The organism is Celeribacter sp., from assembly GCF_048266405.1.
GTDB lineage: Bacteria > Pseudomonadota > Alphaproteobacteria > Rhodobacterales > Rhodobacteraceae > Celeribacter.
The window spans coordinates 1-17,725 of record NZ_JBLWZO010000025.1 but is presented as its reverse complement, the minus strand read 5'-3'; the positions used below and the strand labels follow the sequence as shown (position 1 = coordinate 17,725).

At 61.8% G+C, this 17,725-nt stretch carries 15 protein-coding genes; 9 read left to right on the top strand and 6 right to left on the bottom strand.

Annotated features, from left to right (window positions below; genetic code table 11):
- Positions 1 to 3,018, top strand: a 3,018-nt coding sequence (locus ACN0TS_RS18445; protein ID WP_417260797.1) for a DEAD/DEAH box helicase, incomplete at its 5' end; no start/stop codon positions are given.
- Between the two features lie 10 nt (positions 3,019 to 3,028).
- A complete protein-coding gene (locus tag ACN0TS_RS18440; RefSeq protein ID WP_417260796.1) occupies positions 3,029 to 3,514 on the top strand; it encodes a GNAT family N-acetyltransferase in 486 nt (161 codons plus the stop codon).
- A gap of 56 nt (positions 3,515 to 3,570) precedes the next feature.
- On the opposite strand, the gene wrbA is transcribed toward ACN0TS_RS18440, so the two are convergent.
- The 3 genes from wrbA to ACN0TS_RS18425 form a co-directional block, all read right to left on the bottom strand.
- Positions 3,571 to 4,170 carry an NAD(P)H:quinone oxidoreductase gene (gene wrbA / locus ACN0TS_RS18435; RefSeq protein ID WP_417260795.1) on the bottom strand — a complete coding sequence of 200 codons (600 nt, stop codon included), beginning with the start codon at positions 4,168 to 4,170 and terminating at the stop codon, positions 3,571 to 3,573.
- A gap of 168 nt (positions 4,171 to 4,338) precedes the next feature.
- Complete coding sequence (locus ACN0TS_RS18430; RefSeq protein WP_417260794.1) at positions 4,339 to 5,214, bottom strand: alpha/beta fold hydrolase; 876 nt, start codon at positions 5,212 to 5,214, stop codon at positions 4,339 to 4,341.
- Between the two features lie 115 nt (positions 5,215 to 5,329).
- Positions 5,330 to 6,292: a LysR substrate-binding domain-containing protein gene (locus tag ACN0TS_RS18425; protein WP_417260793.1), complete on the bottom strand. Its 963-nt coding sequence runs from the start codon at positions 6,290 to 6,292 to the stop codon at positions 5,330 to 5,332.
- A gap of 101 nt (positions 6,293 to 6,393) precedes the next feature.
- Between ACN0TS_RS18425 and ACN0TS_RS18420 the strand changes: the two genes are divergently transcribed.
- The 5 genes from ACN0TS_RS18420 (at position 6,394) to yddG (ending at position 12,668) form a co-directional block, all read left to right on the top strand.
- Complete coding sequence (locus ACN0TS_RS18420) at positions 6,394 to 7,713, top strand: NAD(P)/FAD-dependent oxidoreductase (RefSeq protein ID WP_417260792.1); 1,320 nt, start codon at positions 6,394 to 6,396, stop codon at positions 7,711 to 7,713.
- A 231-nt stretch (positions 7,714 to 7,944) separates the two neighbouring features.
- The gene (locus tag ACN0TS_RS18415; RefSeq protein ID WP_417260791.1) at positions 7,945 to 9,174 is read left to right on the top strand and encodes an MFS transporter; all 1,230 of its coding nucleotides are present in this window, start codon (positions 7,945 to 7,947) and stop codon (positions 9,172 to 9,174) included.
- Positions 9,175 to 9,244: 70 nt separating this feature from the next.
- Positions 9,245 to 10,153: a dihydrodipicolinate synthase family protein gene (locus ACN0TS_RS18410; protein WP_417260790.1), complete on the top strand. Its 909-nt coding sequence runs from the start codon at positions 9,245 to 9,247 to the stop codon at positions 10,151 to 10,153.
- Positions 10,153 to 11,652, top strand: a complete 1,500-nt coding sequence (locus ACN0TS_RS18405) for an aldehyde dehydrogenase (RefSeq protein ID WP_417260789.1) — start codon at positions 10,153 to 10,155, stop codon at positions 11,650 to 11,652. The genes ACN0TS_RS18410 and ACN0TS_RS18405 overlap by 1 nt, the downstream gene beginning before the upstream one ends.
- Before the next feature lie 101 nt (positions 11,653 to 11,753).
- Positions 11,754 to 12,668: an aromatic amino acid DMT transporter YddG gene (yddG, locus tag ACN0TS_RS18400; RefSeq protein ID WP_417260788.1), complete on the top strand. Its 915-nt coding sequence runs from the start codon at positions 11,754 to 11,756 to the stop codon at positions 12,666 to 12,668.
- Between the two features lie 13 nt (positions 12,669 to 12,681).
- On the opposite strand, the gene ACN0TS_RS18395 is transcribed toward yddG, so the two are convergent.
- Positions 12,682 to 13,392 carry an LrgB family protein gene (locus ACN0TS_RS18395; RefSeq protein WP_417260787.1) on the bottom strand — a complete coding sequence of 237 codons (711 nt, stop codon included), beginning with the start codon at positions 13,390 to 13,392 and terminating at the stop codon, positions 12,682 to 12,684.
- A complete protein-coding gene (locus ACN0TS_RS18390; RefSeq protein WP_019342441.1) occupies positions 13,389 to 13,754 on the bottom strand; it encodes a CidA/LrgA family protein in 366 nt (121 codons plus the stop codon). The genes ACN0TS_RS18395 and ACN0TS_RS18390 overlap by 4 nt, the downstream gene beginning before the upstream one ends.
- A 402-nt stretch (positions 13,755 to 14,156) precedes the next feature.
- Here ACN0TS_RS18390 and ccoG point away from each other — a divergent pair, with 402 nt between their 5' ends.
- Both ccoG and mapR read left to right on the top strand, forming a co-directional pair.
- Positions 14,157 to 15,566, top strand: coding sequence for a cytochrome c oxidase accessory protein CcoG (ccoG, locus tag ACN0TS_RS18385; RefSeq protein WP_417260786.1), 1,410 nt, complete (start codon positions 14,157 to 14,159; stop codon positions 15,564 to 15,566).
- 69 nt (positions 15,567 to 15,635) lie between these two features.
- A complete protein-coding gene (gene mapR / locus ACN0TS_RS18380) occupies positions 15,636 to 17,045 on the top strand; it encodes a GntR family transcriptional regulator MpaR (RefSeq protein ID WP_417260785.1) in 1,410 nt (469 codons plus the stop codon).
- Positions 17,046 to 17,314: 269 nt separating this feature from the next.
- Here mapR and ACN0TS_RS18375 read toward each other — a convergent pair.
- A partial coding sequence (locus ACN0TS_RS18375; protein ID WP_417260784.1) for a hypothetical protein occupies positions 17,315 to 17,725 on the bottom strand: 411 nt, incomplete at its 5' end.

Below are 17,725 nucleotides of genomic sequence, written 5' to 3'. Positions count from 1 at the left end.
CTCGAAGCGCAAGCCGAGCGCTTGCCCGCCAAGCAGAGCGAGCAGTCCGGTGAGCGCTTCCCTGACCGGCTGGAACAGTGGCTATCGCAGCTCCCCCAGGCGTTGGGCGACAACCTCCAAGCCGGCCAAGGCTGGTGCCTGCACTATTTGTTATGCCCTGACTTCTCCATAGAGGTCCACAAAGCGCGCCAACACAAAGACGGCACCTGGGGCGAGCGACAGCCCTACTACGGCCTGCGTGAAGCCGGCTTTCGCCAGCCAAGCTTCATGCAACCGCTGGATCTACGCATTGCTGCACTGGCTACGCTGGGCCGCACGTCAGGTAACGGGTTCAACCCGAACGGCGAAAACGGCGGCGAAATCCTGCGCCTGATTCTCCAGACCGGTCGCGCCTTTCTCAGTTGGGATCAGCCCCCTCTGCAGCCCGGAAGAACCCGCCAGGCACGCTTCAGCTGGAACGAGCAATCCGATGGCAGCTTCAAGCCTGGCCTGGACATGGCCGACACCGACGGCGAGCTGATTACGGCAGTAGACCCGCTGTACTACATCGACAGGACTCGGAACGAACTGGGCTTGGTCGAGCACGGCCTGCCGACATCACTGGCCCGCCACCTTCTCGATGCACCTGCGGTGCCGTCCGCCCAGGCCGCCCTGTTCAGCCTGACGCTGCATGAAATCGCCCCCCAGCTGCCGGCCCCCGCCAAGCCTGAAGAACACCGGGTTGATGACCTGCTCCCCCTGCCCCACTTAAGCCTCGGCAGTCATCAGGCGGTCAACTATCAGCCCAGCAGCGGGCGAATGGTCAGCGAGCACCAGCACCGTGCCGGGCTGAGCTTCCTCTATGGCCGCACCCAGGTTCACGGCAAAGCCAAGCCAGGCCAGCGCGTACGCCAGACCGAAGGCGCCCGCGTGTTGAGCATCGCGCGCCAGCCAGACGCGGAACAGTCGCTGCGCCAGCTGTTGCAGCAACTGGGTTTCCGACCTGCCCTGCGTCAGAGCCTGGCGCTTCCCAAGGACTCGGCAGAGATGTTCGAGCTGCCGAACGAGGCGGCCTGGCTGAACTTCACGCAAATCCAGCTCGCCCCGCTTCGCGAGCAAGGCTGGCAGGTCGTCATGCAGCCCGGATTCGCCTATGACCTGACGCCGATTGATGCCTGGTACGCCGAGGTCGACGAGCCACCCGAGCACAGCTGGTTCGACCTGGAACTGGGCATCATCGTCGAAGGCGAGCGGATCAGTCTGTTGCCGGTGCTGCTCAGCCTGATCAGACGCAACCCGGCCCTACTTTCAGCACACGCGCTGGCGCAACGCAGCGACGACGAGACCCTGCGGGTACAACTTGACCGACGCCGTAACGATGATGAGCAGCCGTTACAGGTATTGCTGCCATTTGGTCGTTTGAAGCCCATCCTTGCGACACTTTCCGAGCTTTATCTGCAGGAACAGCCAAGCGGCGAACACCTGCGATTGGAGCGATCCGATGCAGCCCGGCTGGCAGAGCTGGATTCGCTGCCCTTGCAATGGAATGGCGGCGAGTACCTGCGGAATTTCGCCCAGCGACTTCGCGATTACCGCGAAGAAGACATCCGCCCTCTGCAGGGTTTGAACGCAACGTTGCGCCCCTACCAGCTGGACGGTGTGCGCTGGATGCAAACGTTACGGACCCTGGAAGTCGGCGGCATTCTGGGCGACGACATGGGCCTGGGTAAAACCTTGCAGACACTCGCCCACCTGTTGCTGGAGAAGCAAGCCGGCAAGCTGGACCGGCCCTCGCTCGTGGTGATGCCCACCACGCTCATCCCCAATTGGCAGGATGAAGCGGCCCGTTTTGCGCCATCGCTGAGCGTTGCGACCCTGCACGGGACGACGCGCCGACAGCTCTTCCAGCACCTGGGCGACTACGATCTGCTGCTCACCACCTACGCACTGTTGCCCCGAGATATCGACCTGCTCGCAGAAGTCCCGCTGCATGTGCTGGTGCTCGATGAGGCTCAGAACATCAAGAATGCCAGCAGCAAGGCGGCGCAAGCTGCCGGACGGCTGGATGCCCGCCAGCGCCTCTGCCTCACCGGAACGCCGCTGGAAAATCATCTAGGCGAGCTCTGGTCGCTGTTTCATTTCCTCATGCCCGGCTGGCTGGGTGATACCAAGCAATTCAACCGGGACTACCGCACGCCCATCGAGAAACACGGCGACGCCGATCGGCTGGAACATCTCACCAAGCGGATAAAACCCTTCCTGCTCAGGCGCCGTAAAGAACAGGTCGCTCAGGAGCTGCCGCCGAAAACCGAGATCCTGCACTGGATCGAACTCAGCCCGGCTCAGCGTGACCTCTATGAAACCGTACGACTGGCCATGGACAGCAAGGTCCGCGAGGAGATCGACCGCAAAGGCCTGGCGCGCAGCCAGATCGTCATTCTCGACGCGCTGCTCAAACTGCGTCAGGTCTGCTGCGACCTGCGCCTGGTCAAGGGCGAAGCAGCCCGGCCAGTCCGTGGCGGCACATCCGGCAAACTCGACAGCCTAATGGAGATGCTGACCGAACTGCTCGCCGAAGGCCGGCGAATCCTGTTGTTTTCACAGTTCACCTCGATGCTCGCGTTGATTGAACAAGAGTTGCAGAGCCGCACCATCGACTACGTTCAGATCACCGGCGAAACCAAGGACCGGCGCACCCCCGTTGAGCAGTTCCAGAACGGAGAAGTCCCGCTGTTTCTGATCAGCCTCAAAGCCGGTGGCACAGGGCTGAACCTGACCGCAGCGGACACCGTGATTCATTACGATCCCTGGTGGAACCCGGCCGCGGAAAACCAGGCCACCGACCGCGCCCACCGCATCGGCCAGGACAAGCCGGTGTTCGTCTACAAGCTGATCGCCCGGGCCACCGTGGAAGAGAAGATTCAGCAATTGCAGCAACGCAAAGCCGACCTCGCGGCAGGCGTGCTGGATGCCGGTGACAGCGGCGGCTGGCAACTGGAACCCGGAGATATCGAAGCGCTGTTCGCGCCGCTGCCCTAGGAGAACAGACATGCGCCGACTGGCTGTCCCTGCCGACTTCAATCGCGTCTACGACATCTACATGCACGAACGGGTGGTGCCTTTCCTCGGCTTCGAGCCGATGCCACGCGCGGCTTTCAGCAAGGTGTTCGATCCGCTGTTCGAGAGCGGCTGTTTCTACCTGTACGAGGTCGATGGCGAAGTGATGGGCTTCTACCAGGCACAGCGGCATGTCGGGCGCACCGCCCATGTAGCCTACCTGGGAACCTTGGCCGTGGCGCCGGAAGCGCAAGGTCAGGGTGTCGCCGTTGCGATGATGCAGGACGCGATCTCGCGGCTGTGGCAAGCGGGCATCACCCGGATCGAGCTGACAGTTGAGGCGGACAACCCCCGTGCCATCGCGTTTTATGAACGCCTGGGCTTTGTCCACGAGGGTACCCAGCGGGCAGCCTACAAACGTGCCAGCAACTCCGATTATGTCGACGAGCTTATGTACGGGCTGCTGCGCAACGATTGATTGCGGGCCGCCGAGTGCCGGGCGAGCCAAGCCGCCTCGGCACCATGGGCAGTGGGTCAGCCTTTCAGCTTCACCGTGGTCTGAGCCACTAGCTCGCCCTGGTAGCGGGCAATGGTCAGCTCCTTGTTCGAAGGCTGACGCGAGCCATCACCACCCGCGATGGTCGAGGCGCCGTAAGGCGTTCCGCCATTCACTTCGGAAATATCGAAGAACTCGCCGATGCCATAGCCGGTCGGCACGATGATCATTCCGTGGTGGGCCAGCGTGGTCCAGGTGGACGTGATCGTCATTTCCTGGCCGCCGCCGGTGCCGGTCGAGGTAAATACGCTGGCGACCTTGCCATGCAGCGCGCCCTTGGCCCAGAGGCCACCGGTCTGGTCGAGGAAGGTGCGCATCTGGCTCGACATGTTGCCGAAGCGGGTCGGCGTGCCAAAGATGATCGCATCGTAGTCGGCCAGCTCCGTCGGGCTGGCGATCGGTGCCTGCTGATCGACCTTGCCGCCGGCATTCTTGAACGCGTCCTGCGGCATGGTTTCCGGCACGCGCTTGACCGTAACCTCGGCACCATCGACCCGACGTGCGCCTTCAGCAACCGCGTTGGCCATAGTTTCGATGTGGCCATACATTGAGTGGTACAGCACGAGAATCTTCGCCATTTCAGTTTCCTCTCTCTGGGTTGAGTTTCGGTTTGGCACCTGATTGGCTTCATCGCCTCGGTAGCCAGCTATCGTCGAACGGCACCATCATCCGTTGGATCGGGAGCGGCATGGTTGGATTGTTCAGCACGATCCAATCGACAAATTCGATAGGACCTCCCTTGCAGCTCAATCGAGGAATGCCAGCACTTCGCTTAACAACAGTTCCGGCACCTCTTCGGGTAGATAGTGACCGCACGGCAACGCCTTACCCTGCACGTCAGTCGCAACGCGCCGCCACTCCTCGAGCGGGTCGAAGCAACGCTCAACCACACCCTTGGCTCCCCACAGCACAAGTAACGGCGCCTCGATCATCCGACCCGCTGTGCGATCTTCGCGATCATGCTCAAGATCGATACCCGCGCTGGCGCGGTAATCCTCGCAAAATGCGTGAATGGTGCCGGGCAGCTTCATGCAGCGCAGGTACTCGGCGAACGCTGCTTCACTGAACGGATGCACGTGATCGGCGCGCGTCGCCACGGCGGTGCGCAGGATCAGTTCGGGATCGGCCGCCAGTAGCGTCTCGGGCAGCGGCGCCGGGCGGATCAGGAAGAACCAGTGCCAATAGGCGCGGGCGAAGGTCTCATCGGTCTGGTTGTACATCGCCAGTGTCGGCGCAATGTCCAGCAGGATCAGCCGCCGAACTGCCGCTGGGTGATCCATGGCCAGGCGATGGCTGACCCGTGCGCCGCGATCATGCGCGAGGATATCGAAGCGCTCGAAGCCCAGGCGACGCATCAGCTCGACCTGGTCGCGCGCCATCTCGCGTTTGCTGTAGGCGACATGGTTGTCGCCACCGTCCGGTTTGCTGCTGTCGCCGTAGCCTCGCAAATCGGCGGCGACCACGGTGAAACGCTCCGCCAGCTGGTCGGCCATGCGATGCCAGATCACATGGGTTTGCGGGTAGCCATGCAGCAGGAGCAGCGGCGGACCGGTGCCGCCCTTGCGATAGTTGATCCGCACGCCGTCGACTTGGCATTCGTCCCGCTCAAACCGCTCGAACATGGCGCCACCCCTGCTATTGAGATCCCTAAGCCTAGCTGCAATTGGCCAAGAGGCTCGCTAGCAGGCAGCGAAGACTCACGCCCGCGTCGCTCGCCCCGTTCGGGCGAGCGGAGGGCTAATTCGTCATCTGCGCCAGGAACCAGTCTCGGAAACGGGCCAAGGCGTCATCGTCAGACTTGTCTTCACGGTAGGCAAAGAAGTGACGGGTCTCTTCCAGCACCATTTCCTGCTCGACGGGCCGTACAAGCCGGCCCTGGCTAACAAGCGGGGCCACCAGATGATCCCAGCCCAACGCGACCCCCTGATCGTTCAGCACCATCTGGATCAGCAGGTTGTAGTCGTTGACGTTGAAAAAGTGCGCGCTGGACGCTGGCCTGTCTTCGAGATCGAGCTGGTGGATGGCGAGCCAGACGCTCCAGTCGACATGCTCGGCGACCTGTGAACGCCCGTAAGGGCTGAGGTTTAGCAGGATCCCGTCGCGGATGCCTTCGAGCGAACGCACCTGCGGATGAGCATCGAGATAGCGGGGCGTGCAGACCGGGTAGATCCGGTCATGAAACAGCGGCCGACTGACGTAGCCGTCGCGCATGCGTGCCAGCTTGGTGATGAAAATGTCCGGATGGATGCCGGGTTCCATCGACTGGAAATTGTTGGTGGTAATCAAGTCGAGATCGATGTCCGGATTGCCAGCGAAAAAGCTCGGAAGCCGGTGTGACATCCACAACGCCGAGAACGCCGGCGAGCAACAAAGCGTCAGGGTGCGCCTGGCGTTGCTGCCGTAGTCCTTGCGCACGCGCGCGGCCGCCTGGGCGATATTGATGAACGAAAGGTGCGCAGCGTCGAAGAAAATCGAACCGGCTGCCGTGAGTTTTACGGACCGGCCGGTTCGTTCGAACAATGCGGTGCCCATGTACTCCTCAAGCTCACGAATCTGACGGCTGATAGCAGCTTGGGTGACGCAAAGCGCCTCGGCCGCACGTGTGAAGCTCTGGTGCCGCGCCGCCGCCACGAAGCACTTCACGGCGCGAAGCGACGGCATTTTGAGCAGCATCTGATCGGCAGCGGCGTGTTCGCTCATAACGTCAGGTTATCCATTGTTTGCAGAAAAGGTCGATTGTGGCCCATCGGACCGGTTTTTAAACTTCGGGGCATCAAAAACAATAAATCGGAAACTTCGAGATGACAAAAGTAACTTCGCTTCCTGCGGATGACGTTACTTGCGGCTGGTTTCATCTTAGCCAACCTCGCAAGCCCAAGCCTCATCATGTCGGTAATAAAAACGCGCGCTGGGTAATTGTCGGCGCAGGATTTACCGGCCTCGCCGCTGCCCGGCAACTGGCCTTGAACTTTCCAGACGAAGAAATCGTATTGATCGAAGCGCAGGAAGTCGGCTTCGGCAGCTCCGGGCGAAACGCTGGCTTTGCGATCGACCTGCCACATGACATCGGTGCGGACGACTACATTGGCGATCTCGACACGGCCAATATCAGCCTCAAGCTGAATCTGACCGGCCAGACAATGCTGAAGACGCTCGTCGAGCAGCATCGAATCGACTGCCACCTGCGCCCTTCCGGCAAATACCAGGCGGCTGTCGAGGACCGCGGCGTCGCTGTGCTCGAAGCCTATCGTCGGGGCCTGGACAAGCTTGGCCAACCCTACGAAATGATCCGCGGTGAAGATCTGCCGGGGCACATCGGCACCGCGTTTTACCGCCAGGCGCTGTTCACCCCTGGCACGGCCTTGATCCAGCCTGCAGCACTGGTCAAAGGGCTGGCCGACAGCCTGCCAGCGAACGTGACGCTCTACGAGCACACCGCGATCACCGACGTGCAATACGGTGAGAAAACGGTGCTCACGCACCGCAGCGGGCGCATCGTCGCCGATAAGCTGTTACTCACCAACAACGCTTTCGGAGCACGCTTCGGCTTCCTGCAAGGCACGATGTTGCCGATCTTTACCTACGCCAGCCTGACGCGGCCACTCACGGCCGACGAGCAAGCACGCCTGGGCGGCAAGGAATTCTGGGGCCTGATCCCTGCGGACCCCTTTGGCACAACGCTGCGGCGAACCCATGACAACCGCATCCTGGTCAGGAACAGCTTCAGCTACAACCCCGATGGGCGAAGCAACCCTAAGTATCTGGAGCGATTCGTCAGCCGCCATCGCGAATCCTTCGAACGGCGTTTCCCGATGCTCCCAGACGTGGCATTCGATTACACCTGGGGCGGCTCTCTGGCCATCGCACGAAATCACCAGGGCTATTTCGGAGAACTCGCTCCCAACGTGTATGGCGCCCTGTGCTGCAACGGTCTGGGTGTCACCCGCGGCACGGTGACAGGCGCGCTGCTGGCTGACTGGCTGACCGGCCAGCGCAACGAGCTGATCGATTTCCTTCTGGCCTCACCCGGACCCAACCGCAATCCGCCGCAGCCATTCCTGTCGGTCGGCGTCAACGCGAACCTGCTTTGGGGCCAACGCCGCGCGGGCATGGAGGCCTAAGAGGTCAGGCGCCGTTTAATTCGTTATCACGTTTGAATAAAGAGGAACAACCAGCCCGAACTTTTCAAGTTATTGCCATTAAACGGCACCTGATCCAGTTGCACTTCGTGCATACGAACCGGAGAAATAACAATGACAACAAATATATCTATCGAAGACGCACCGTTGAATTGGTTTCATCAGTTACTCAGCATTCGCTCGGGGGGCGGCTGGGTTATGGACGGTTATATATTGAGCATCATCGGCGTGGCCATGGTGCAATTCTCGAACGACCTCGGTCTGAGTAGTTTTTGGCAAGGCATGATCGCAGCGTCCGCACTAATCGGGATCTTCTTCGGGGGCTTCCTCGGTGGCGTGCTCACGAACAGCATGGGGCGCAAAAAGCTGTTCTTCGTTGGCCCGATCATTTTCGTTACCTGCTCCCTCGCTCAGTTCTGGGCCGAGTCTGGGTTGGTCCTGTTTATCTGCCGATTTCTGATCGGCATCGGGGTGGGCTTCGAATACCCGGTCGCCGGCTCGCTGCTGGTGGAATTCATGCCCAAGAAAAACCGCGGGCCGCGCCTGGCGATGCTGACAATTCTCTGGTTCGCGGGCGCCGCGCTGGCCTACATCGTCGGCAACCTCATCCTCGAAGCCGGCAGCCCGGACGCGTGGCGCTGGGTACTGGCCAGCCCAGCAGCATTAGGTGTACTGCTGCTCCTGGTGCGCATCGGCACCCCTGAATCGCCGCGCTGGCTGCTGAGCAAGGGCCGCCTTGCCGAGGCCGAACAGGTCATCAAGAAGGTCTACGGTCCCACGTTCTCGCTGCGTAACCTGCCCGAGCAACCCACCGAAACCAAGGCGTCGCTGCTCGACCTGCTGCACTCAGGCTATGGCAAGCGGATGCTGTTCGTCGCGGTGTTCTGGAGTTGCTCGGTGATCCCGGTATTCGCCGTCTACTCGTTTGCACCCAAGGTGCTCGAAGCGCTGGATCTGAAAGGCGACTGGGCATCCTACGGCTCGGTAATCATCACCCTGATGTTCGTGGTCGGTTGCGTGCTCGCCACCCGCCTGATCAACGCCATGGGTCGGCGGAGCATGGTGATTCACAGCTTCCTCTGGTCCGGTATCGCGCTGCTCGGCCTGGGTTACTTCTCCCATGGATCGGAAGTGCTGGTGCTGATCCTGTTCGGCGCGTACGCGGTATTGATCGGCGGCGCGCAGGTGCTGCAACTCGTCTATCCAAACGAGCTGTTCCCCACCGAAATCCGTTCTGCCGCGGTCGGCATGGGCGCCTCGCTGTCCCGTATCGGCGCGGCGGCGGGCACTTGGCTGGTGCCAATCTCGCTGGAAAGCATCGGTATTGCAAACACGATGTACGCCGCTGCCGCCGTGACCATGGTCGGCCTGATCTTCTCCCTGGCACTGGCGCCGGAGACCCGCTCGCTGAGCCTGCAGGAAGCAGCCTCGCTGAGCCGCTGAACCCCACTGGCGTGCTGCCCGCACCGAGGCAGCACGCACCACCGAAACCCCATTAGCGGAAGATACTGCAATGACATTCGAAGGCATCTACACCCCCGCCATCACCCCCTTGAACACTGACGGCCAGATCGACAGCGCGGCCTTTGCCGATGTCCTGGAGTCCCTGATCGAGGCCAAGGTACACGGCATCATCATCGGCGGCTCGACCGGCGAGTACTACGCACAGACGGCGCAAGAGCGTTTCGATCTCGGAACCTTGGCCAAGGAAGTCATCGGCAACCGCCTGCCGCTCATTATCGGCACCGGGGCAGTGCGCACCGAGGATTCGGTGGAATTCGCCAAGGCCGCCAAGGCCATCAAAGCGGACGCCATTCTGGTCGGCTCGCCGCCCTACGCCTTGCCAACCCAGGCGGAGAACGCCGCCCACGCGCTCGCCGTCGACGAAGCCGCCGGTCTACCGATCATGCTGTACAACTATCCCGGCCGGATGAGCGTCTCGATGGGCCGCGAGTTCTTCGACACTGTCCTGGCTGCTTCGCAGAACTTCGTCGCCATCAAGGAGAGCTCCGGGGAGATGGGCCAGCTGCACATGTTGGCCCGTGAATATCCGAACCTGCAGGTGTCCTGCGGCTGGGACGATCAGGCGCTGGAGTTCTTTGCCTGGGGCGCCCAGAGCTGGGTGTGTGCGGGCTCGAACTTCATTCCGCGCGAGCATGTGGCGCTCTACGAGGCGTGCGTCGTCGAGAAGGATTTCGCCAAGGGTCGCCGGATCATGTCAGCGATGATGCCACTGATGGATTTCCTGGAGTGCGGCAAGTTCGTTCAGTCCATCAAGTACGGTTGCGAGCTGGCTGGCCTGCGTTCGGGTGGCGTCCGCGCACCGCTGCAAGGTCTCGATGAAAATGAGCGGCAGCAATTGAAAAAGGTCGTCAGTGCACTGAAGGCTGAAGTGGCCGGCATCGTCGGAGGTAACGCCTGATGGCCGAGCTCCTGACGGCGCCAGAATACGCAGCGCTCGCACAACGGATCACGCTGCCCACGCAGGCATTCATTGACGGCGCCTTTGTGCCGTCGGTGTCGGGCCGCTCGTTCGCGACACGCAACCCGGCCACCGGCCAGGTGCTGACCGAGATCACTGCCTGCGATTCGCGTGACGTGGACATCGCCGTGGCCAAGGCCAAGGCCGCCTACGCCGATGGGCGCTGGCATCGCCTCGCGCCAGGTGCACGCAAGACGATCCTCCTGCGCTTCGCAGATTTGCTGGAGGAGCACGCGCACGAGCTGGCGGTCATGGAAAGTCTGGACAGCGGCAAGCCGATCCGCGAGTGCCAGAACACCGACATTCCCGAATCGATCCACACGATTCGGTGGCACGCGGAATTGATCGACAAGATCTACGACAACACAGCACCTGTCGGCTCCGACACGGTCGCGCTGGTCGTGCGTGAGGCCATCGGCGTGGTGGGGCTGGTTCTGCCCTGGAACTTCCCGCTGTTGATGCTGGCTTGGAAAATCGGTCCGTCTCTGGCGGCAGGCTGTTCGATTGTAGTCAAGCCGGCCAAGGAAACGACCTTGACCGCGCTGCGCGTGGCCGAACTGGCTTACCAGGCAGGCGTGCCGGCTGGGGTGTTCAACGTTCTGCCCGGCGGTGGCAAGGACGTCGGTGAACCGCTCGGCATGCACATGGACGTTTCCATGGTCAGCTTCACCGGCTCCACCGACACCGGGCGCCTGTTCCTCAAGTACGCGGCCGACTCGAACCTCAAGCGTGTTGTTCTCGAGTGCGGCGGAAAGAACCCAGCTGTGGTGATGAAGGACGTTGAGGATATCGATCAGGTCGCCCAGCACATCGTCAATGGTGCCTTCTGGAACATGGGTGAGAACTGCTCGGCATCGTCGCGCCTGATCGTCCATGCGGACATCAAGGATGCCTTGCTGGAGCGCGTCGGTCTTCACATGCGCGAGTGGAAGATGGGCAACCCGCTCGACCCGCAGAATCGGCTGGGCGCGATGGTCAGCGAAGCTCACTTCAACAAGGTTCGCTCCTACATCGAGCAAGCCGCGCGCGAAGAACTGAACGTGGCGTTTGGCGGCGACACGGCGGAAGGGGCGTTCATCCAGCCAACTGTGGTCGATGACGTCGGCCGCGACAGCATGCTGTTCAAGGAAGAAATCTTCGGACCGGTCCTGACGGTTACGACGTTCAATAGCCTCGACGAAGCCATCGCGCTGGCTAACGACACGGTCTATGGCCTGGCCGCATCGGTTTACACCAGCAGCCTGAAGCACGCCTTCCGGCTGTCGCGGGACATTCGGGCGGGTGTTGTCACGGTGAACTGCTTCGGCGAGGGCGACATCACCACGCCGTTCGGCGGCTACGGTGAGTCCGGATTCGGTGGGCGCGACAAGTCGATTTGGGCGCATGACCAGTACACCGAGTTGAAGACCATCTGGATAGACGTCTCCGGCGACGCCTGACACAACAAGACGGGCCCTGCCTGATGTGCCCAAGCGAAGTCGGGCGCAGCCGGTGGGGCCCTTCTTGCATCATCCATCTCTAATTCAACGAGCAGGGCGGCATGAAAAACCAGCGCAAAGCAACGCTAATTGGGCTCATCGCGATCGTCCTGTGGGCGTCTATCGTCGGCTTGATCCGAGGCGTCAGCGAGGCGCTCGGAGCGACCGGCGGCGCCGCAATGATTTACAGCGTCGCTGCGGTGCTCCTGTTGTTCACCGTCGGCTTTCCAAGGCTGCGCCAGTTTCCACGACGTTATCTCGTGTGGGGCAGCCTGTTGTTCGTGTCATATGAGTTGTGTCTGGCCCTGTCCATCGGCTACGCCAACAACAGCCGCCAGGCGATCGAAGTCGGCATGGTCAACTACCTGTGGCCGGCGCTGACGATTCTGTGCGCGATCATATTCAACCGACAGCCCGCAAACCTATTGATCGTGCCGGGCTTCGTGATTGCCATCCTCGGCATTTGCTGGGTGCTCGGCGGCGATCAGGGGCTGGATCTGCAGGGCATGATCTCCAACGTTCGCGACAACCCGCTCAGCTACGGGCTGGCATTCACAGGCGCGCTGATCTGGGCGGCCTATTGCACCGTGACGACGCGGATTGCGAACGGCAAGAATGGTATCACCCTGTTCTTCATGCTGACCGCGCTGACACTGTGGACGAACTATCTGGTCGTCGGTGGTGCACCGATGCAATTCGACCTGCATGCGCTGGTTTACCTCGGGCTTGCGGCATCGGCGATGGGCTTTGGTTATGCAGCGTGGAACGTTGGCATCCTGCACGGCAATGTCACCGTCCTCGCCGGCGCGTCCTATTTCATTCCGGTCCTGTCCGCCGCGCTGGCAGCCATGATTCTGCGCGAGCCTCTGCCGCTGTCGTTCTGGCAGGGCGCAGCCATGGTGTGCTTGGGCTCAACACTCTGCTGGTTCGCGACCCGCACACCGCGCACAGAGACTGCCTGTACCAGCCAGGCCTGACCGGCGGCAGCGATCAACCCAGCGCCAGCGGCAAGAACAGTGCGATCAGGATACCCAGCAAACTCATGCCCAGCGCCGAAAACGCACCACACTCGTCGCCCTCCTCCAGCGCCCGCGCCGTGCCGATGGCATGGGCGTTGATGCCGTAGCTCAAGCCCCGTGCCGCCGGGTGGTCGACCCCGGCCCAACCCAGTAACAGCGGACCCAGCGCCGTGCCGATCACACCCGTCAACATGACGAAGACCGCCGCCAGCGACGCCAGGCCACCCAGTTGCTCGGCCACCAGCATGGCAATCGGCATGGTTGCAGCCTTTGGCGACAGGCTCATCAAGACGGTCAGGTCCGCGCCTAACGCACCGGCGATGGTCAGCGTCAGAACAACGCCAAGCACCCCGCCGCTCACCAGCGTAATCAGGATGGGCCAGAACAGCTGCTGAATGCGGCGAATGTGACGGTACAACGGCACCGCCAACGCGACGGTCGCAGGGCCGACCAGGATGGCGATCATCGACGCATCAGCCCGATAGCTCGCATAGTCGATGCCGCACAGGTACAGCGTACCGACCACCAGCAGCATGCCGACCATCACCGGCTGCAGCACCAGCCAGCCGCTGCGCTGGTAGAGCGTCAGCGCCAGCTGAAACGCAATCAGAGTGAGCCCCACGGAGAACAGCGGGTGATCCAGCGTCATGCTCCAGACACTGCGCCAATCGATACCGCTCATGCCTGGTCCTCCCGCTGCCGATCCATTCTTCTAATTAGCGTCTGCATCAGCCAACCACAGAACGGCACGGTTACCACCAGCGCCAGGACCAGCCCGGCCGCGATGGCAGGCAGGTCGGCGAGCAGCGCATCGCTGCTGGTCATGATCCCGGCCGCCGGCACGATGAGCAGCAACGGCAGATACAGCAACAGCAGCGCAGCGGTCTTCTCGATGGATTCAGGAATGCCTCGCCGCAGCAACAACAGAGCAAACAGCAACACCATGCCAATGATCGGGCCCGGCAGTGCGGGCAGCAGCGAGAGGTGGATGATGCTACCGAGCAATTGCAGCACGACCAGCCAGGTCAGGCCTTTGAGAATCATCAGGGATCCTTTTAATACAGCGGAACGGAATAGGTAATCATGCCGGGAACGGCCGCCGACAGCACGCCTCGGCGTGACAGCCGGAGACTATCGCCCGCGACCACCGCGGCGAAACAGGTGCAGATTCGTTGAAAAAAAACGAATCAGATGGCTGGCTCCTGCTGTGGCCTGGTGTCGCAGCCGCGCGAGTCAGATCGCGCTGGAGATTTCCGCAGGCCCGTCAACGAACCTGTCATGGCCAGGAAAGATGCTCCATACACCCGTATTTCATCGATTGCAGGGCGCCTCGTCCAGCTGGCCTGATCATCTGATCCGTATTTTTTCTAAAGACCTGAGTCTGTTATGCGAGAGGCCCGAACTGGATCATCAGCGCCGCCTGATTAGCCTGATAGGGGCGACACAATGACCGAACGCATCCCCGCAACGATCATCGACACCGTCGATCCACACAAGCCAATCCGCTTAACGCCGGCACAGGCGGGCGGGCCGATTCACACCCGCAGTTTTACCGGCCTGTTCCGCAATCTGCGCCTGATCGGCGGCGGGATCTTGTTCCTGCTCTATTTCGGCACTCAGTGGCTGAACTGGGGCGGACGCCAGGCGGTGCTATGGGATCTGAACAAACAACAATTCCATATCTTCGGGGCGACATTCTGGCCGCAGGATTTCATCCTGTTATCGGCGTTGCTGATCATCGCCGCCTTCGGCTTGTTCTTCATCACCGTGCTCGCCGGCCGAGTCTGGTGCGGCTACGCCTGCCCGCAAAGCACTTGGACCTGGCTGTTCATGTGGGCTGAGAAAGTCACCGAGGGCGATCGCAGCCAGCGAATCAAGCTGGACGCCGCCCCGCTGTCATTCAGCAAGCTGTCACGACGCGCTGCCAAGCACGCCGTCTGGCTGGCCGTAAGCCTGGCCACGGCGGTTGCCTTCGTCGGCTACTTCACTCCGGTCCGTGAACTGGTCATCGATCTGTTCAGTCTGCAGCTGGGCGGAACCGCCGCGTTCTGGCTGTTCTTCTTCACCGCCGCGACCTACATCAATGCCGGCTGGCTGCGTGAAAAGGTGTGTGTGCACATGTGCCCCTATTCGCGGTTTCAAAGCGTGATGTTCGATGCCGACACACTGGTGGTGTCCTACGATGCCGCGCGGGGTGAGCAACGCGGCGCGCGACGCAAAGACGCCAATCCACAAGCCGAGGGTCTTGGTGACTGCATCGACTGCACGCTGTGCGTGCAGGTCTGCCCCACCGGCATCGATATCCGCGACGGTTTGCAACTCGACTGCCTGAGTTGCGGTGCCTGTATCGACGCCTGCGACAGCGTCATGGACAAGATGGGTTACGCCCGAGGCCTGGTTCGATATACCTCCGAACGTGCGCTTGAGGGCGGCCAGACCAGGCTGCTGCGACCGCGTCTGATCGGCTATGCCGGAGCGCTGGTAGTTATGATCGGTGCCTTCGTCTGGGCGTTGGAAGCGCGACCAACGTTATCCCTGGATGTAACCAAGGACCGAACCCTCTACCGCGAAAACAGCGAGGGCCAGATCGAAAACATGTATAGCCTGAAGATCATCAACAAAACCCAGCAGCCGCGCGACTATCTGATCACCTTGGGCGAAGGCCCCTACGAGCTGCACGGCCCGCATCAGCTCAGCCTCACCGCAGGTGAGATCGTCGATGTGCCGGTCAGCGTGGCGCTCGTTGACGATAACGGGAACGCGCAAGAAACAGTGCATTTCTCGGTCACCGACGCAAGCGACCCGGCACGCCAGGTAACCGCCCCGAGCACCTTCATTGCTCCAAGGGTTCGGTAGGATGGTGGCAGCGCGCACGAGCCCGCTCACGCGGCAGACCAATATTGCCCCTTGCTGAAGCAGAAGCAGATGAAGCGCTACGAGAAATTCGCTGACGAAATTGCCGAACTGATCCGCTCCGGCGTGCTGGCGCCAGGTGAAAAGGTGCCGTCCGTGCGCCATGCCAGCCGCACCTATGGCGTCAGCCCCTCCACGGTTTTCCAGGCTTACTACCTGCTCGAGGATCGCGGTCTGATTCAAGCCCGGGCGCGCTCGGGTTATTTTGTTCGCGAGCACGCCAGGCGCCTGCTTCCCGAGCCCGAGATCAGCCCACGCTTGAGCGAAACCACCGATGTCGACGTTAGCGAACTGGTGTTCTCGGTGCTCGCCTCGCTGCGCGATCCGGACACCGTTCCGTTCGGCTCCGCCTTCCCCAGCCCGGATCTGTTCCCACTGCAGCGCCTGGCGCGCTCAATGGCGCACACCGTGCGCGAGATGCCGGGGCGTGAAGTGATCGCCGAGATGACTACCGGCCACCCTGACCTGCGCCGGCAGATCGCGCTGCGCTATATGGTCAGCGGAGTCATGCTGCCGTTGGACGAACTGGTAATCACCACCGGCGCCATGGAAGCTTTAAACCTCTGTTTACAGGTGGTCACCCAGCCGGGCGATCTGGTCGCCATCGAAGCACCTGCGTTCTACGCCACCTTGCAGGTGCTGGAGCGGCTCAAGCTCAAGGCCGTGGAGATCCCGGTGCATCCGCGTGACGGGATCGACCTGGACACACTGGAAAGCCGTCTGGACAGCCTGCCGATCAAGGCCTGCTGGTTCATGAGTAGCCTGCAGAACCCGCTCGGTGCGAGCATGTCCGAGGCAAACAAAGAGAAGCTCTATGCGCTGTTGCAGCGCCATCAGGTCCCGCTGATCGAAGACGACGTCTACGCCGAGCTGTACTTCAACCAGGAGCCGCCGAAACCGGTCAAGAGCCACGACCGTGACGGCTGGGTGATGCATTGCGGCTCGTTTTCCAAAAGCCTGGCGCCGGGATACCGGGTCGGCTGGGTGGCGGGCGGACGTTACGCCGAACAAATCAGCCGCCTCAAGTTGATGACGACGATCTCGCCCTCGGTGCCGGCCCAAGCGGCTATCGCTGACTATCTGCAGAACGGCGGCTACGACCGACACTTGCGTAAATTGCGTCATGCGCTGGAACGTCAACAGGGCGAAATGCTCGCCTCCGCCGCGCGTCACTTCCCAGCCAGCACGCGAGTAACACGGCCCAGCGGCGGTTACTTTCTCTGGTTCGAATTCCCCGAGGGAGTCGATTCGCTGCAATTGTTGCAGCTGGCGCTCGCGCAGGGCATCAGCCTCGCTCCGGGCCCGATCTTTTCGGCCACCCGGCGCTTTCGCAATTGCGCACGCCTGAACTACGGCCATCCCTGGGACGAGCGCAGCGAAAAGGCGATGGAGTTGCTCGGGCGGATCGTGAAATCGTTCTAGCGCCCGGCTCGATAGCGGCGCTGCGTGACCCTCTGTTCCACACCTAGGAACTACAGCTCAATCGTGCCCTGTAAATACAGGACCGCATGCCCGGCGACAAAAACGCGCTCGCCTTCCACCCGGCAGTGCAGCAAACCGCTTCGGCGTGAGGCCTGCAAGATTAGGTTCGCCAAGCGGAAGAGTGTCGCCGAGCACCGGCTGATCGGCAAAGGCCATCTGTAATAGGGGCCGAAGCGGTCAGGTGTGCCCAACCGCTCGACCCGCCATGCTCACGACTTCTTCTCGGTGCTCGCTGTCAGCGTCGGCTTCAGCGGCTCGTCGAGCGGCTGGCATTGTGTCTGCGCTCCGGGCTGCAGGTAGGGCTGTAGTATCGGCGCCATGCCCTTGAGCACCTGTACCGGTAGCGCAGAGGTAAAGCGGAAGCTATCCGCCCCGCGCCCCGGTACGTAGGCCGTCAGCGTGCCGAAGTGATTCGGCCCGAGGTAGAACACAAAGGTTGCGGTGCGATTCAGCGCCAGCGAGCTGATCAGCCGACCGCCCGCGCCAACGGTCTGGATCCGGTTGTCACCCGTCCCGGTCTTGCCGCCGATGCGCAACGCTTCGCCATCTGCCTGCATGAAGCTGCCGCGAATGCGACGGGCAGTGCCGCCTTCGACCACACTGGCAAGCGCTTCGCGCAA

Coding starts and splice junctions, on each gene's coding strand:
- ACN0TS_RS18405 (WP_417260789.1), top strand. CDS start 10,153: ATGGCCGAGCTCCTGACGGCGCCAGAATACGCAGCGCTCGCACAACGG.
- ACN0TS_RS18440 (WP_417260796.1), top strand. CDS start 3,029: ATGCGCCGACTGGCTGTCCCTGCCGACTTCAATCGCGTCTACGACATC.
- mapR (WP_417260785.1), top strand. CDS start 15,636: ATGAAGCGCTACGAGAAATTCGCTGACGAAATTGCCGAACTGATCCGC.
- ACN0TS_RS18395 (WP_417260787.1), bottom strand. CDS start 13,392: ATGAGCGGTATCGATTGGCGCAGTGTCTGGAGCATGACGCTGGATCAC.
- ACN0TS_RS18420 (WP_417260792.1), top strand. CDS start 6,394: ATGACAAAAGTAACTTCGCTTCCTGCGGATGACGTTACTTGCGGCTGG.
- yddG (WP_417260788.1), top strand. CDS start 11,754: ATGAAAAACCAGCGCAAAGCAACGCTAATTGGGCTCATCGCGATCGTC.
- wrbA (WP_417260795.1), bottom strand. CDS start 4,170: ATGGCGAAGATTCTCGTGCTGTACCACTCAATGTATGGCCACATCGAA.
- ACN0TS_RS18430 (WP_417260794.1), bottom strand. CDS start 5,214: ATGTTCGAGCGGTTTGAGCGGGACGAATGCCAAGTCGACGGCGTGCGG.
- ACN0TS_RS18410 (WP_417260790.1), top strand. CDS start 9,245: ATGACATTCGAAGGCATCTACACCCCCGCCATCACCCCCTTGAACACT.
- ccoG (WP_417260786.1), top strand. CDS start 14,157: ATGACCGAACGCATCCCCGCAACGATCATCGACACCGTCGATCCACAC.
- ACN0TS_RS18390 (WP_019342441.1), bottom strand. CDS start 13,754: ATGATTCTCAAAGGCCTGACCTGGCTGGTCGTGCTGCAATTGCTCGGT.
- ACN0TS_RS18425 (WP_417260793.1), bottom strand. CDS start 6,292: ATGAGCGAACACGCCGCTGCCGATCAGATGCTGCTCAAAATGCCGTCG.